This window comes from Streptomyces sp. NPDC051987 (genome assembly GCF_040680735.1).
Classification (GTDB): Bacteria; Actinomycetota; Actinomycetes; order Streptomycetales; family Streptomycetaceae; genus Streptomyces.
Genome location: NZ_JBFAXI010000076.1, coordinates 1 through 15,908 on the forward strand (window position 1 = coordinate 1; position 15,908 = coordinate 15,908).

General features: G+C 72.1%; 9 protein-coding genes and 1 pseudogene. 6 read left to right on the plus strand and 4 right to left on the minus strand.

Features of this window, described 5'->3' with window-relative positions; all coding sequences use genetic code 11:
• Both AB0M11_RS30635 and AB0M11_RS30640 read right to left on the minus strand, forming a co-directional pair.
• Window positions 1–444, minus strand: a 444-nt coding sequence (locus tag AB0M11_RS30635) for an ANTAR domain-containing protein (protein ID WP_365711188.1), incomplete at its 3' end; no start/stop codon positions are given.
• A gap of 249 nt (window positions 445–693) precedes the next feature.
• Complete coding sequence (locus tag AB0M11_RS30640; protein ID WP_365711190.1) at window positions 694–2,865, minus strand: MMPL family transporter; 2,172 nt, start codon at window positions 2,863–2,865, stop codon at window positions 694–696.
• Between the two features lie 293 nt (window positions 2,866–3,158).
• Here AB0M11_RS30640 and AB0M11_RS30645 point away from each other — a divergent pair, with 293 nt between their 5' ends.
• Both AB0M11_RS30645 and AB0M11_RS30650 read left to right on the plus strand, forming a co-directional pair.
• Window positions 3,159–4,556, plus strand: a complete 1,398-nt coding sequence (locus AB0M11_RS30645; protein ID WP_365711192.1) for a VOC family protein — start codon at window positions 3,159–3,161, stop codon at window positions 4,554–4,556.
• A 25-nt stretch (window positions 4,557–4,581) separates the two neighbouring features.
• Window positions 4,582–6,111, plus strand: a complete 1,530-nt coding sequence (locus tag AB0M11_RS30650) for an aldehyde dehydrogenase family protein (RefSeq protein ID WP_365711194.1) — start codon at window positions 4,582–4,584, stop codon at window positions 6,109–6,111.
• A gap of 19 nt (window positions 6,112–6,130) precedes the next feature.
• Here the strand turns inward: AB0M11_RS30650 and AB0M11_RS30655 are convergent, their stop codons facing one another.
• Window positions 6,131–7,291 carry a PP2C family protein-serine/threonine phosphatase gene (locus AB0M11_RS30655; RefSeq protein ID WP_365711196.1) on the minus strand — a complete coding sequence of 387 codons (1,161 nt, stop codon included), beginning with the start codon at window positions 7,289–7,291 and terminating at the stop codon, window positions 6,131–6,133.
• 347 nt (window positions 7,292–7,638) lie between these two features.
• On the opposite strand from AB0M11_RS30655, the gene AB0M11_RS30660 reads away from it, so the two are divergent.
• The 3 genes and pseudogenes from AB0M11_RS30660 to AB0M11_RS30670 all read left to right on the plus strand — a co-directional run bounded on the left by AB0M11_RS30660 (window position 7,639) and on the right by AB0M11_RS30670 (window position 10,765).
• Window positions 7,639–8,307, plus strand: coding sequence for a glycoside hydrolase family 11 protein (locus tag AB0M11_RS30660; protein WP_365711198.1), 669 nt, complete (start codon window positions 7,639–7,641; stop codon window positions 8,305–8,307).
• Window positions 8,307–8,993 (plus strand): annotated as a pseudogene (locus AB0M11_RS30665) (polysaccharide deacetylase family protein); the annotation flags it as partial. The gene AB0M11_RS30660 and the pseudogene AB0M11_RS30665, both read left to right, overlap by 1 nt.
• Before the next feature lie 110 nt (window positions 8,994–9,103).
• Window positions 9,104–10,765, plus strand: coding sequence for a hypothetical protein (locus tag AB0M11_RS30670; protein WP_365711200.1), 1,662 nt, complete (start codon window positions 9,104–9,106; stop codon window positions 10,763–10,765).
• Window positions 10,766–10,850: 85 nt separating this feature from the next.
• On the opposite strand, the gene AB0M11_RS30675 is transcribed toward AB0M11_RS30670, so the two are convergent.
• Entirely contained in the window at window positions 10,851–12,929 is a 2,079-nt protein-coding gene (locus tag AB0M11_RS30675; protein ID WP_365711202.1) for a SpoIIE family protein phosphatase, read from the minus strand.
• A gap of 166 nt (window positions 12,930–13,095) precedes the next feature.
• Between AB0M11_RS30675 and AB0M11_RS30680 the strand changes: the two genes are divergently transcribed.
• Complete coding sequence (locus AB0M11_RS30680) at window positions 13,096–15,564, plus strand: SpoIIE family protein phosphatase (protein WP_365711204.1); 2,469 nt, start codon at window positions 13,096–13,098, stop codon at window positions 15,562–15,564.
• The last annotated feature ends 344 nt before the right edge of the window (window positions 15,565–15,908 follow it).

Here is a 15,908-nt window from a genome sequence, read left to right on the forward strand (position 1 = left end):
GCCTCCTGCGCCGCTGACCGCTGAGCAGGAGGAGGAGTACGCCGCTTTGGGATACACGCTCGACGAGGCCGCCGAGGTGATCGACAACCTCACGGCCCGCACGGCGTCCCGGCGGGCCCCGTGCCGGGTGATCGCCCGCCGCAGCAGGGCCGGGTCGAAGTCCGGGACAGCCTCGCCCTGCGCGTACCTGAGCATCTGCGCGGCGACGGTGCGCAGCTTGGTGTTGGTGTGCTGGGAGAGGTCCCGCAGCACCTGCCAGGCCTCCTCCGGAGGTATCCGCCCATAGGCGACGACGGCGCCGATGGCCTGGTCGATGACGGCGTGCGACGTGACGGCCTGGCGCAGTTGGGCGGTCTCGACCTGGAGCCGTTCGTGCTCCGCCGCCAGTTCGGTGGCCGACAGCAACCGCAACGGCTCGGTGCGGGAGATCGCGAAGAACGCCATGAAACGCCTCGTCAGGGGACGGGAACCGGGGTCAGCTCCACAGCTTCCCCCGGACCCCCTTCGTACGCGACCGGAAAGCGCTCCGCCGGCACGCGGCCGGGATCGCGCCCCAGGGGCTCTTGGCGGCGGCGGATCACGCCGGAGAAGCCGGGCCGGGCACGCCCCGTTGCGGCGTGCGTGCCCGGCCCTCGCTCATGTGCGTCGACGAGGCGCCGCTGCGTTCCTCCCGCGTGACCCGCCGGACATGCGTCAGCCGCGCCGCCCCGCGGGAGCGTTCCGGTCCTCCCCGGACACGGGTGTGACACCTCCGTCCCCGTGGTCCGCCGCCGGTTCCGTCCGGTCGGCATGGCCCGGCCACCAGGCCACGTGGCCGATCAGCGCCGTGAGGCTCGGGGTGAAGAACATCGCCATGACGAAGGCGGCCACCGCGATGCCGAAGGAGACCGCGAAACCCATCTCCGTGAGCAGCGAGTTGCCCGCCAGCATCATCGTGGCGAAGGTCGCCGCCAGGATGAAGCCCGCCGCGGCCACCGTCGGCCCGGCGTGCCGCAGCGCCATGCCGGCTGCCTCGCGCGGCTCCCGGCCCTCGCGGGCCTCCTCACGGAGCCGGGCGATCATGAGGATGTTGTAGTCCGTGCCGATGGCGACCACGAAGAGATACATGATCACCGGCAGCATGAACATCAGACCCGGTTTGTTCTGCGCCTCCTGGAAGATCCAGACCGTGGCGCCCAGGGTGGCGCCGAAGCCGAGACCCACCGAGGCGATCAGGTACCAGGGAGCGACCACGCTGCGCAGCAGCAGGCCCAGGATCACCATGATCAGCAGGGCGGCGACGGGGAACACCGTCCGGTAGTCGTGGTTGACCGCCGAGTCGATGTCCTTGTAGATCGAGGACATGCCGCCGACGAGCGCCTCGGTCCCCGAGGGGGCGTCGGCGTGCGCGACGTCCCGCACCCGGCCCACGGCGTCGATCGCCTTGTCCGTGGACGCCTCGTACTTGAGGGTGACGGTGAAGTCCGCGGTCGTACCCGCCTTGTTCACCTGGGTCATCCGGGCGGCGGCGACACCGTCCACGGCCCCGAGTTTCGCGGCGTACGCGTCGAAGGCGGACGTGTCCAGCGGCTTACCGTCGGTGCTGGAGAGGTAGACGTCGGTGGGCGCGGCGGCACCGGCGGAGTACGCCGTCTGCATCCGGTCCTGGACGACCATGGACTCCTTGGTCTTGGGCATCGAGCCCGACGCCAGGTCGAACGTGGCGTGGAAGCCCAGCGTCCCCAGCGACAGCACGACCAGCACGAGCCCGGAGACCGCCGCGGTCAGCCCCGGGCGGCGCTGCACCCCACGGCCCAGGGCCGCGAAACGGGCGTTGGTGGGCTCCTGCTGCCAGGACTTCGAGGGCCAGAACACCTTCGGGCCGATCAGCGAGACGACGGCCGGGATCAGCGTCAGCCCCGCGACCAGGGTGACCGAGACCGCGATGGCCAGCGCCGGGCCCATCTGCTTCAGGAAGCCCAGCGTGGACAGCACCAGCGCGAGGAAGGCGATGATGACCGCGCCGGCCGCGGAGGCGATGGCCTCGCCGACCCGGGCGACGGCGTTGACCATGGCCTCCTTGGGTTCGTCGCCCGCGCGCAGCCGTTCGCGGTACCGGAACATCAGGAACAGGAAGTAGTCGGTGCCCACGCCGAACAGCACGACGATCAGGATCGACGACACGGAACTGTTGGCCTGCAGGCCGAACAGCTTGGTGGCGTACGCGATGAGCCCGTTGGCGATCGCGGACACCACGCCGATCACGATCAGCGGCAGGAACGCGAGGATCGGCGCCCGGAAGATGATCAGCAGGGTGACCAGGATGATCACGAACGTGCCGATGCCGATCAGCGCCTCACCGCGCTTGGAGGAGTCCTGCTGGTCGAGGGCCTGGGCTGCCGAACCGCCCAGCCTGACCTCCAGGTTCGTGCCCCTGACCAGCTGCTTGACGTCGTCGCGCAGCACCTTGGCCGCGTCCGCCTGGACGGGCTGGCCGGCGTTCTTGCTGTCCATCTGCACCAGGGTCAGGTCGTACCTGCCGTCCTTCGACGGCTGGCCGGGGACGACCTTCTGGACCTGGTCGATGTGCTTGCCGCCGAGTTCGGTGGTGATCCGGGCGACGTCCTTCTTGTCCGAGGCGGTGAGCGTGCCGCCGTCGGTGCGTTGGTACAGCGCGATCGCGGACGGGGTGAACGCGCTGGGGAACGCCTTCTCCTGGAGGCCCGCCGCTTTGATGGACTCGTAACTCTTGGGCAGGAAGCTGCTCTCGTCGCTGTTGGAGGGCAGGCTCGGGGCGGTGGCGACGATCGCCACCGCCGCGATCAGCCATGCCACGATCGTCCAGACGGGATGTCGGACGACGGCACTGCCAATTCGTCGGAACATGCGGAAGGTCCTCCTGGGTAGGAAGATCACCGCAGCCCGGGGAGCGGACCCTGGCATCGGCGACCTCGCCGGCACGCGACCAACGCGCCGGGCGCATGGTTGTCTTGACGTCATATGTTAGGGAGCGGCCGTGAAGAGCGGTCCACCGGGTTTTTCGCGCCGCCGGCAGCGGCGCTTTCCGGCCGCGCCTCTCCCGCCGCCCACGCTCGGCACCGCCGTCTGTACGACGGCGGCCGCGTCGGCGACCATCGAAGCCGTGATCGCCGCACCGCCGCCGACCGGAGGGCCGAACCATGCCAGCGATCGGTCAGTGGCAGCTGCGCGCCGCGTTCGCCGTGCGGCTGTCGGAGATGTACGGGCGGGAGGTCCCGGCCTACACGACCCTGGTGGACGTCTCCCGCGCGGTGAACGAGGACGTCCTGCGCGCCCGTGGCGCCGACGCCGAACGACTCGGCTCGATCGGCAGGGTCACGGCCGAGCGGCACGGCGCCATCCGCGTCGGCACACCGCGTGAACTGCGGCAGGTCGCCCGGGTCTTCGGCGCCCTCGGCATGCACCCGGTCGGCTTCTACGACCTGCGGGAGGCCGCGGCCAGCGCCGTCCCCGTCGTCTCCACCGCCTTCCGGCCGGTAGACGCCGACGAACTCGCCCGCAACCCCTTCCGGGTGTTCACCTCCCTGCTCACCCCGGCCGACCCCCGCTTCTTCGACGCGGACCTGCGCGCCCGCCTGGAGACCTTCCTGGCCGCCCGCGAGCTCTTTCCCCCGGAGCTGCTCGCACTGGCCGACCGCGCCGCGGCCGACCGCGCACTGCCCGCCGAGGACGCCGAGCGGTTCCTCCAACTGGCCGTACAGGCCTTCGAACTGTCGACCGAGCCGGTGGACCTGGCCTGGTACCGGACCCTGGAGAAGGTCTCCGCCGTCGCCGCCGACATCGGCGGGGTGCGCAGCACCCACGTCAACCACCTCACCCCGCGCGTCCTGGACATCGACGAGCTGTACCGCCGGATGACCGCCCGGGGCATCGAGATGATCGACACCATCCAGGGTCCGCCGGCCTGGCGGGGCCCCGATGTCCTGCTGCGCCAGACCTCCTTCCGTGCCCTGGCCGAACCCCGCGCGATGCGCACCCAGGACGGCACCGTCGTCAGCGGCGCCCTGCGCGTACGCTTCGGCGAGGTGGAGGCCCGTGGCATCGCCCTCACCCAGGCGGGACGCGCGCTGTACGACGACCTTCTCGCCCGCGTCGACGAACAGGCGGCCGGACGGCGCGCGGCGGCGCGCGACGACATCGCGCGGGGCGTGTGGGAGCGGCACATGCCCGTCGATGAGGCGGAACTGGCCGCCCGGGAGCTGGCCTACTTCACCTACCGGATCGCCGACGACCGGCCGCGCGACGGCACCGAACCGCCCACCGGCATCGGCGAACTGGTACGGCGGGGCTGGGCGCGCGCCGAACCCGTGGTCTACGAGGACTTCCTGCCCCGGTCCGCCGCCGGCATCTTCCAGTCCAACCTCAGCGGCGCGGGCACCCGCGACAACGGCCGGCCGGGCACCGCCTACGACGCCGACTGGCTCTCCGGCGCCATCGGCCGCGAGGTCCTCGACCCCTTCGCCCTCTACGAACAGCAGCAGAACCGCTCGCTCGCCCGGGTCGCCCGAGCCCTGGGCCGCACCGACCCGGCCCGCTGACCCCTCACCCTCCCGGAGGACCGGCATGACCAGCACCGCGCTGCCCACCACGGACCAGCTGCGCGCCCGCGCCCGGACCAGCCTGCGGAACATCGGCGCACAGGTCACCGAGGGCGACGACCTCCCGGCCCGCACCCCCGTCACCGGCGAGCACCTCTTCGGCCTGCGGACGGCCACCGCCACCGACGTCGACGAAGCGCTCACGGCCGCCCGTGCCGCCTTCCTGACCTGGCGCACCACCCCGGCCCCGCGCCGCGGCGACCTGGTGCGCCGCCTCGGGGAGCTGCTGCGCGAGCACCGGAGCGACCTGGCCGACCTCGTCACCGTCGAGGCGGGCAAGATCCGCTCCGAGGCGCTCGGCGAGGTCCAGGAGATGATCGACATCTGCGACTTCGCGGTCGGCCTGTCCCGCCAGCTCTACGGCCGTACGATCGCCTCCGAACGCCCCGGACACCGCCTGGCCGAGACCTGGCACCCGCTCGGCGTGGTCGGCGTCGTCTCCGCCTTCAACTTCCCCGCCGCCGTCTGGTCCTGGAACACCGCCGTCGCCCTGGTCTGCGGCGACACCGTGGTCTGGAAGCCCTCGGAACTCACCCCGCTGACCTCCCTGGCCTGCCACCACCTGCTCACCCGGGCCGCCGAGGAGACCGGCGCCCCGCGCGACGTGCACCGCCTGCTGCTCGGTGACCGCGCGGTCGGCGAACGGCTCGTCGACGACCCCCGGGTGGCCCTGGTCAGCGCCACCGGCTCCACCCGCATGGGCCGCGAGGTCGGCCCGCGCGTCGCCGCCCGATTCGGCCGGAGCCTGCTGGAGCTCGGCGGCAACAACGCCGCGATCGTCGCCCCCTCCGCCGACCTCGACCTCGCCGTCCGGAGCATCGTCTTCGCCGCGGCCGGCACGGCCGGCCAGCGCTGCACCACCCTGCGCCGGCTCATCGTCCACCGCGACGTCGCCGACACCCTGACCGAGCGCCTGACCACCGTCTACGGCAGGCTGCCCGTCGGCGATCCGTTCGACGGCGCGACCCTGGTCGGACCGCTCATCACCACCGCCGCCCTGGACCGCATGCACCGGGCCCTGACCCGCGTCCAGGCAAAGGGCGGCAAGCTGCTGGCCGGCGGAAACCGGCGCCTGGCCGAGGCGGCACCCGCGGCCGCCTACACCGAGCCCGCCCTGGTCCGCGTCGACGCCCAGACCGACGTGGTACGGGAGGAGACCTTCGCACCGATCCTGTACGTCCTCGGCTACGACACCCTCGACGAGGCGATCGCGCTGCACAACGACGTCCCGCAGGGCCTGTCGTCCAGCATCTTCACCCGCGACCAGCGCGAGGCCGAGGTCTTCCTGTCCGCCGCCGGCTCCGACTGCGGCATCGCCAACGTCAACATCGGCACCTCCGGAGCGGAGATCGGGGGCGCCTTCGGCGGTGAGAAGGACACCGGCGGCGGCCGCGAGTCCGGCTCCGACGCCTGGAAGTCGTACATGCGCGCCGCCACCAACACGGTCAACTACTCCGGCGAACTCACCCTGGCCCAGGGCGTCAGCTTCCTCTGACCGGACCCGCACCCCGGGTTCACTGCGCGGGGGAGTCCTGGCCGCCTCCGGCCGCCTCGGCCGCTCCCGCGGGCAGCAGGAAGGCGGTCAGGGCGGCCGTGTCGTCCTGGAGCTGGTCGTGGCTGTAGTCCAGCAGGTCCTGGTGGAGCCTTTCCAGCAGTTCCGGGGGCGGCATGGGCCCCCACGACCGCAACCGCTCCAGCAGCGGGTAGAAGACGCCGGCCGGATCCCGTGTCTCCGTGACCCCGTCCGTGTACAGCAGCAGCTGGTCGCCGGGGCCGAACGGATAGGTGTCCACCCGGTAGGGGTCCCCGACCAGCATGCCGAGGTTCAGCGGCGGCCCCGGGTGCCCCTCGTCCAGTTCGCGCACCTCGCCGGGGCGGATGAGCAGCGGCGGCGGATGGCCGCAGTTGAGGATGCGGACGATCCTCTCGTCCTCGGGGATCTCGGCGAACACGGCCGTGACGAACCGCTCGCTGAGCTCGGTGCCGCCCAGCCAGTCGGCCCGTCGGGCCATGCTGATGTCCACCCGCTCCACCAGGGCGCGCAGGTCGGGTTCGTCGTGCGCCGCCTCGCGGAACGCGCCCAGCATCGCCGCCGCGGTCTCCACCGCGAGCAGCCCCTTGCCGCGCACGTCCCCGATGAGCAGCCGTACCCCGTACGCGGTGGGCACGGCCTCGAAGAGGTCGCCGCCGATGCGCGCCTCCGCCGCGGCGGACAGGTAGAAGCTCTCCAGCAGCAGGTTCCCGATCCGGTGCGGAACCGGTCTGAGCAGGACGCGTTGCGCGATCTCGGCCACGAACCGGACGTCGGCCAGGGTGCGTTCGCGGCGTACCCGGTGCGCGGCCAGGATCGCCCCGAGGGCCCCCACCAGTGCCGTACACGCGTAGGCGGCCACATAGTGCCGTTCCCACAGGAGGCCGACGAAGCGTCCCGCGCAGCAGTGGGTTCCGGCCAGCAGGAGTTCGAGACCGATGGCGAAGACGGTGGCGGCGGCGACGACGGCGGGCGGGTGCGCGAAGGCGGTCACCAGGGGCAGGGCGATCAGCGCGAAGCTCACCGGCCACTGCACCGGGGTGACCGGTTCGAGCAGCAGTACACCGGCCACGTACAGGACGGGCAGCCAGCGCATCCACGCGGGGGGCGCGGGCAGTGAAGGGTTGGGACCGACGTGCCTCACCCGGGACTCCTGGCCTACGCATCTGGACAAGACGCCCAGCCTTTCCGGCCACCTCCCGGCACGCCGGGGATTGCTCCACCCAGCGGCATGTTCCGGGCCATGGCAGCAGCATTCGAGCCAAGCGTCGAAACATTCGGGATTTTGGCGCCCCGATGAATGGATCTTGCTCTGGCGATAGCAGCTGTTGCCGATCTCTGATGTCGCGGAGACTTCTCTGAGCTGGAACAAAGGTGGGTGCCTCGGATCGAAGGTTTCGAAATAAGTACCGAAACTGTTGACAGGTGACATGGGCAGACCAACACTCCCCACCAGGCCACACCCGCACAGGTCACACGAGGAGGCATCCCATGAACCCGCTCGACCACGCCCTGAGCCGCAGGAGTGCCGGCGCCCTGCTTGTGGGCGCAGCCGCCGGGCTGGCCCTGCCCGGCACCGCCCGAGCCGCCACGGTCGTCACCACGAACCAGACCGGCACCAACAACGGCTACTACTACTCGTTCTGGACCGACTCACAGGGCACGGTCTCCATGACCCTCGGCTCCGGCGGCAACTACAGCACCAGCTGGCGGAACACCGGCAACTTCGTCGCCGGCAAGGGCTGGAGCACCGGCGCCCGCCGGAACGTCACCTACTCGGGCAGCTTCAGCCCCTCCGGCAACGGCTACCTGTCCCTCTACGGCTGGACCTCGAACCCGCTCGTCGAGTACTACATCGTCGACAACTGGGGCAACTACCGGCCCACCGGAACGTACAAGGGCAGCGTCACCAGCGACGGCGGCACCTACGACATCTACCTGACGACGCGGTACAACGCCCCGTCCGTCGAGGGCACCAAGACCTTCAACCAGTACTGGAGCGTCCGCCAGGCCAAGCGGACCGGCGGCACCATCACCACCGGCAACCACTTCGACGCCTGGGCGCGGGCCGGGATGTCCCTCGGCAGCTTCAGCTACTACCAGATCCTCGCGACCGAGGGCTACCAGAGCAGCGGCAGCTCGAACATCACGGTGGCGTGATGGGTGCCGCAGCGGAACGCTCGGCACGCCCCCTGGTCGCGGCCGCCGCCGCCGTCGCGCTGGCCACCGCGGGCACCCTGGCCGTGGGCGCCGCCCCGGCCCACGCCGCCGGCTGCGCCGGCTACGTCGGCCTCACCTTCGACGACGGGCCGTCCACCGCCCACACCCCGGGGCTGCTCAGCGCCCTCAGGGCCAACGGGCTGCGGGCCACCATGTTCAACGAGGGCCAGTACGCGGCCGCCTACCCGGCCCAGGTCAAGGCCCAGGTCAGCGCGGGCATGTGGGTCGGCGACCACAGCTACACCCACCCGCACCTGACCCAGGAGAGCCAGGCGCAGATCGACTCGGAGATCTCCCGCACCCAGGCGGCCATCGCCGCCGCCGGTGGCGGGACACCGGTCCTGTTCCGGCCGCCGTACGGCGAGACCAACGCAACCGTGCGGGCGGTCGAGGCCAAGTACGGGCTCACCGAGATCATCTGGGACGTGGACTCGCAGGACTGGAACGGCGCGAGCTCCGACGCCATCGTGCAGGCCGTCTCCCGGCTCGGCAACGGGCAGATCATCCTCATGCACGAGTGGCCGGCCAACACCCTGGCCGCCGTCCCGCGCATCGCCCAGACCCTCGCGGCCAAGGGGCTGTGCGCCGGGCGGATCTCCCCGCAGACCGGACGCGCGGTCGCACCCTGAGCAAGCAGCCGCACCGGGGCGCGGCGGCCCGTCAACCGCCGCGCCCCTCTCATGACTTCGGATGAACCTCGACCGTGCGGACGTCCCGCGTCGATAGGTTCGCCACCGTGGACTACTACGACCTGGGCGCTCACCGGCGGCGCGTGACGACGTCGTCTCCCGAGGCGCAGACCTGGTTCGACCGCGGACTGAACTGGACCTACGCCTTCCACCACGAGGAGGCCGTCCGCTGCTTCGAGGCGGCCGGCGCGGCCGACCCGGAGTGCGCCATGGCGGACTGGGGCGTCGCCTACGCCCTCGGCCCCAACTACAACAAACCCTGGGAGTCCTTCGACAGCGCGGACCTCACGCACACGGTGGCGCGGACCCACGCCGCCGTGGAACGCGCCCGCACCAAGGCCGCGCACGCCACCCCCGTGGAACGCGCCCTGATCGAGGCGCTGCGCGCCCGCTACCCGCAGGCCGCGGCCCCGGACGCGGCGGCCTGCTCGGTCTGGAACACCGCCTACTCCGACAGTCTGCGCACCGCCTACGACCTGGCGCCCGACGACCTCGACGTCGCGACCCTCTACGCGGACGCCCTCATGAACCTCACCCCGTGGCAGCTCTGGGACATCCGCAGCGGCCGGCCGGCCGAGGGCGCCCGTACCGAGGAGGCGAGGGCCGTGCTGGAGCGAGGCCTGGGGGCCGACGCCGGCAGACGGCACCCCGGGCTGCTGCACCTCTACATCCACCTGATGGAGATGTCGCCCACGCCCGAGACCGCCCTGCCGGTCGCCGACCTGCTGCGCGGCCTCGTGCCCGACGCCGGCCACCTCCAGCACATGCCCTCGCACCTGGAGGTCCTGTGCGGCGACTACCGGCGGGTCGTCTCCGACAACGCCGCCGCCGTCGCCGCCGACGAGAAGTACCTCGCCCGCGCCGGCGCGATGAACTTCTACACCCTCTACCGCTGCCACAACCTGCACTTCGGGATCTACGGCGCGATGTTCCTGGGCCGCCTCCAGGACGCCCTCGCCACCGCCGAACGGCTCGAAGCCGCCGTACCGGAGGAACTGCTGCGGGTGCAGAGCCCGCCGATGGCCGACTGGCTGGAGGGGTTCCTGGCCATGCGGGTGCACGTGCTGGTCCGCTTCGGCCGCTGGGAGGACATCCTGCGCCTGCCGCTGCCCGCCGACCCGCGGCTGTACTGCGTGACCACCGCGATGCTGCACTACGCGCGCGGAGTCGCCCACGCGGCCACGGGCCGGATCCGCCAGGCCGAGGCCGACCGGGCCCGGTTCCGGGACGCGGCCGCCGCCGTCCCGGCCACCCGCATGCTCTTCAACAACACCTGCGTCGACATCCTGGCCATCGCCTCCGCCATGCTCGACGGCGAACTCGCCTACCGCACAGGTGACTTCGACACGGCCTTCGCCGAGCTGCGGCGCTCCGTCGACCTGGACGACAACCTCCCGTACGACGAACCCTGGGGCTGGATGCAGCCCACCCGGCACGCCTTGGGCGCCCTGCTCCTCGAACGCGGGCGGATCGCCGAGGCCGAGGCGGTCTACCGCGCCGACCTCGGCCTCGACGACACCCTGCCCCGGCCGTTGCAGCACCCGGGGAACGTCTGGGCGCTGCACGGCCTCCACGAGTGCCTGCGGCGGCTCGGCCGGGAGGGCGAGGCGCGGATCGTGGGCCAGCAGCTGAAGCTGGCGGTCGCGGTCGCGGACGTGCCGATCACGGCGTCGTGCTTCTGCCGGGCGGAGTGCTGCGACGCGCGTTGAGGGGCCGTCTGGGGCGCCGTGCGGCTGCGGCGCCGTCGGGGCTGGTCGCGCAGTAACCCGCCCTCCCTTCGGGGCGCTGTCCGTCTCAGCGTGCTCGTGCGATCAGGAGGGCGACGTCGTCGTGGTCGTCGGGGTGGCGCAGGCCGTGCAGGAGCAGATCGCAGGTTTCCTCCAGCGGCCGGTGGGGCTCGTCGAGGAAGCCGAGGAGGACGGCGAGGCGGTCGTCGATGGGGTGGCGGCGGGTCTCCACCAGACCGTCGGTGTACAGGACCAGCAGGTCACCCGTGTCGAGGCCGACGGTCGTGGTCTCGAAGGGGACACCGCCGACGCCGAGCGGGGCGGCCGTCGGCAGCTCCAGCAGGGCCGGCGGCCGGCCGGCCTGCACCAGCGCGGGCGGCATGTGGCCCGCGTTGGCGATGTCGCAGCGCCTGGTGTGCGGGTCGTACACCGCGTACAGGCAGGTGACGATGTAGTGCTCCAGCTCGCAGGTGATCCGGTCCAGGTGACGCAGCACGGCGTCCGGGGCCAGTTCGAGGTCCGCGTAGGCGCAGGTGGCGGTGCGCAGCCGGCCCATGGTGGCGGCGGCGTCGATGCCGTTGCCCATCACGTCCCCGACGACCAGCGCGGTCCGGTCCTGCGACAGCGGGATCACGTCGTACCAGTCGCCGCCCACCTCGCTCGTCGCCTGGGCCGGTTCGTAGCGCGAGGCCAGTTCGAGGCCGGTGTGCTCGGGCGGGTGGTCTGGCAGGAGGCTGCGCTGCAGCGTGAGGGCGGTGTTACGGACGCTCTGGAACCAGCGGGCGTTGTCGATCGCCACGGCCGCGCGGCCGGCCAGCTCGGTGGCGAGGACGACGTCGTCCTCGTCGAAGGGGAGCGGATTGCGGGTCCGCTTGAGGTCGAGGGCGCCGAGCACCTCGCCGTGCGCGATCAGCGGCACCACGAGATACGAGTGCACGCCCGCCTCCTCCAGCAGGGCACCGGCCTCCGGGTCGCGGGCGATGCGCGGCAGGTCGTGCCTGCCGACCCGCGCGACCAGCACCGGGCGGGCGGTGTGCACACAGAGCGTGACCAACCGGTCGCCGTCGTAGGAGGCGAGGTCGCCGGGCGTGTCGGCGGCTTGCAGGGCGACCGTCGGCTGGTCCGCCTTGAGCGCGAGGGCGCGGAACAGCTCCGGCCCGCTGTCCGGGCGGCGCGAGCGGCGCAGGGCCAGCGCGGCGTCCAGCACGTCCACCGCCACCACGTCGGCGAGCACCGGGGTGGCGATGTCGGCCAGCTCGTGCGCCGTGCGCTCCACCTCCAGCGAGGTGCCCACCCGGGCCGAGGCGTCGGCGATCAGGGCGAGGCGGCGCCTGGCCCGGTCGGCCTCGGCGGCCGCGCGATGCCGTTCCGTCACGTCGACGACCGAGGTGGCGGCGCCCAGGACCCGGCCACCGGGATCCTCCAGCCGGTAGAACGACAGCGACCAGGCGTGCTCGTGCTCCGGATCGGTCGGCGGGCGGCCGACATGGTACTGGTCGAGCAGGGGTGTGCCGGTGGTGAGCACCTGCCGCAGTGCCGATTCCACGGTGTCGATGTCGGGCAGCGGCAGGGTCTCCCGCAGATGGCGGCCGATGTGCTCCTCGGCGGGCACGCCGTCGATCCGCTCCAGCGCCCGGTTCACCAGGAGATAGCGCAGATCGGGGTCGAGCAGGGCGAGGCCGATCGGGGACTGGCTGATCAGGCGCTCGCACAGCGCCAGATCGGTCTCCAGCCGCTGGAGCAGGGTGCGGTCGGCCACGATGCCCAGGGCGTAGATGTCGCCGAGGTCGTCCAGCAGCCGCATGGTGCGGAACTCCATCAGCCTGCTGCTGCCGTCCTTGTGCCGGACCGGGAAGGCACCGGCCCAGCTGTGCCCGGTCTCCAGCACCTCCATGAAGACCTTCACCGCGGCCTTGAGGTGCTCCGGCTGGATGAGCAGCCGTGCCGCGTTCTTGCGGAGGGCCTCCTCGGACGTGTAGCCGAAGAGGTCCTCGGCCTGCGGGGTCCAGAACACGATCCGGCCCTGCGAGTCCAGCGCTATCGCGGCCACGCTCAGCACGTCCAGCAGACCCGTCGGACGCGGGGTGCCGTACCCGTCACCGCCGGTGCCGTCGGCGTCACCGGACCGCAGGGAACCTACAGCCATCCCTCAACCACCTCCACCGGCCGCCGGGCCGATGCCGGGGCCGCTGCCACAGCCCTTCCATGCTGCCCCCGGTCGGTGGCTCGCCCCAACTCCGGAGCACCCGGTGCCGGGCCGTGCGCATCTGGCGGACAAGCAGGAACATAGGGGTACGTACAGGATGTGGCCAATGGATTCTCCGCGAGAAGACTTCGACGTGCCGACCAGCGTGGGGCCGCGCGATTCCCTGGACGCCTCCAGCGACGCCGCGGCGGTGCTGTCGGCCGAGGGCGACGTGATCGGCTGGACACGTGGCGCCGAGGCCCTGCTGGGCCGTCCGGCCGCCACCGTGCTGGGGCGCCCCGCGGCCCGGCTCCTCGCCACGCGCGTCGACCCGGCCCGTGCCGCCGGGGTCGCCGAGCGCTGCCGCTCCGGCATGGGATGGAGCGGCCGGGTGTCGGTACTGCACCAGGACGGCCGCAGCGTCGTCGTGGACCTGCGGGTCTCCGCGTCCTTCCGGGTCGGTGGCGCGGAGTCCTTCCTGGTCTCGGCGCGGGAGCAGCGACCGGAGTGGACGGTGGGACAGTCCGTGCTCGACGGGTTCCTCACCCGGTCGCCGATCGGCATGGCCGTGATGGACCTGGAGCTGCGGTACGTCTGGGTGAACGACACCCTGGAACAGTTGGGCGGGGTCCCCCGCGAGCAGCGCCTGGGCCGCCGGCTGAGCGAGCTGCTGCCCGGTCTGCAGGGGGGCACCATGGAGAGCCTGATGCGCAAGGTGCTGGCGACCCGGGAGCCGGTCACCGAATACGAGTACCTCGGCTGGAGCTGGTCCGATCCCCACCGCCAGCGCGCCTACTCGACGTCGTTCTTCCCCCTCGTCGGGCCCGACAACGCCGTGACCGGCGTCTGCTACATGGTCTCCGACGTGACCGAACGCTGGAACGCCCGGCAGCTGCTGTCGATGGTCAACGAGGCCGGCACCCGCATCGGGACCACGCTCGACGTGCTCCGCACCGCCCAGGAGCTCGCCGATTTCGCCGTCCCCCGCTTCGCCGACTTCGTCTTCGTCGACCTGCTGGAGCCCGTCCTCAGCACCGACGGACACGGCGCCTGGCTGACCGACGCCGGCCCGGCGCCCGCCCGGCCGGTGATGCGGCGCGCCGCGCTGAAGTCCGTCCGCGAGGGGAGCCCCGAGGCCGTGGCGCGGATCGGCGACCAGGTCGACTTCCTGCCCCCGCCGCACGGCGTCGACCTGCTCGTGCACGGTGAGCCGATCCTCATCCCCGAACTCGACCCGCAGGACCGCCTGTGGATCACCCACCAGCCCGCGCGGACCGCCCGGATCCGCGAGTTCGGCCTGCACACGCTGATCTCGGTCCCGATGCGGGCCCGCAACACGGTCCTGGGCCTGACCACGTTCGCCCGCTCGATCAACCCGCTCTCCTTCGGGCCCGACGACGTCCTGCTCGCCCAGGAACTGGTGGCCCGCGCCGCCGTCTGCGTCGACAACGCCCGCCGTTACACCAGGGAGCACACGGCGGCCGTCACTCTCCAACGCAGCCTGCTGCCCCAGGCGCTGACCGGGGGCACGGCCCTCGACGTGGCCTCGACCTACCTGCCGGCGGACGCGACGGACGGCGTCGGCGGCGACTGGTTCGACGTGATCCCGCTCTCCGGAGCCCGGGTCGCCCTGGTCGTCGGCGACGTGGTCGGCCATGGCCTGGCCGCCGCGGCGAGCATGGGCAGGCTGCGCACCGCAGTCCAGACCCTCGCCGACATGGACATGCCCCCCGACGAACTCCTGGCCCATCTCGACGATCTCGTGCTGCGGCTGGGGGAGGAGAAGAGCGCGGGCGCGGCGGGGGAGGGCGGCTCGGACACCTTCGTCGGGGCGACCTGCCTGTACGCCGTCTACGACCCGGTGACGCGGCGGTGCGCCATGGCGCGGGCCGGACATCCACCACCGGTCGTCGTGCCGCCCGACGGGCACGTCCACTTTCCCGAGATCCCCGCCGGACCACCGCTCGGACTCGGCGGCATGGCTTTCGAGGCCATCGAGATCGAGCTCGCCGAGGGCAGTCTGTTCGGTCTGTACACCGACGGTCTCATCGAAGGCCGCGACCAGGACGTCGAGTGGGGCATGGCCCGTCTGCGCGCCGCCCTGGCCGGCCCCCGTGCCGACCTCGACACGCTGTGCACGACGGCCGTGCAGCAACTCGTCCCCGTTCCGCAGCCCGACGACATCGCCCTGCTGCTGGCCCGCACCCACGCCCTGGGTGCCGATCACGTCGTCTCCTGGGACGTGCCGGTCGCCCCGGCCGCCGTCGCCGACGTCCGGGCCGAGGCGGTCCGCCAGGTGGCCGCGTGGGGCTACCACGAGCTGGTGACGACCACCGAACTCATCGTCAGCGAACTGGTCACCAACGCCATCCGCTATGCCGAACCGCCCATCCGGCTCCGGTTGTTGCGCGACTCCCGGCTGACCGTCGAGGTCGCCGACGGCAGCAGCACCGCGCCCCGGCTGCGGCATGCCCGCAGCACCGACGAGGGCGGCCGTGGTCTGTTCCTGGTGGCCCAGCTCGCCCAACGCTGGGGCGCCCGCTACACCGGCGAGGGCAAGATCATCTGGGCCGAGCAGGAGATCACCGGAGGGTGACCGGCCCGTCCGGGCCCCCGCCCCCTGTCGAATTCGCACGTATGGCCGTACGCTGTCAATTCATAGGCATTCGGCAGCAATTGGGGGAGCCGCCATGTCCGGGGACGCGTACGGGCCGTACCAGGAGCCGCCGAACCAGGAACCGCCCGGCCACGGCGTCCCGTCGGGTGGCGTCCCGTCTGGTGGCGTCCCCTCTGACAGCGTGCCGCGTGAGGGCGCTCAAGGCCGAGGTCTGCCGAACCAAGGCTTCCCGGGCCCAGGTCTGCCGAACCAGGGTATCCCGGGCTCCGGTCTGCCGAACCAGGGCTTCTCTGCCCCCGGTTTCCCGAACCAAGGCTTCCAGG

Excerpts from the sequence above, each read along its gene's own strand:
- AB0M11_RS30640 (WP_365711190.1), bottom strand. The coding sequence starts at position 2,865 with ATGTTCCGACGAATTGGCAGTGCCGTCGTCCGACATCCCGTCTGGACG.
- AB0M11_RS30645 (WP_365711192.1), top strand. The coding sequence starts at position 3,159 with ATGCCAGCGATCGGTCAGTGGCAGCTGCGCGCCGCGTTCGCCGTGCGG.
- AB0M11_RS30650 (WP_365711194.1), top strand. The coding sequence starts at position 4,582 with ATGACCAGCACCGCGCTGCCCACCACGGACCAGCTGCGCGCCCGCGCC.
- AB0M11_RS30660 (WP_365711198.1), top strand. The coding sequence starts at position 7,639 with ATGAACCCGCTCGACCACGCCCTGAGCCGCAGGAGTGCCGGCGCCCTG.
- AB0M11_RS30675 (WP_365711202.1), bottom strand. The coding sequence starts at position 12,929 with ATGGCTGTAGGTTCCCTGCGGTCCGGTGACGCCGACGGCACCGGCGGT.
- AB0M11_RS30680 (WP_365711204.1), top strand. The coding sequence starts at position 13,096 with ATGGATTCTCCGCGAGAAGACTTCGACGTGCCGACCAGCGTGGGGCCG.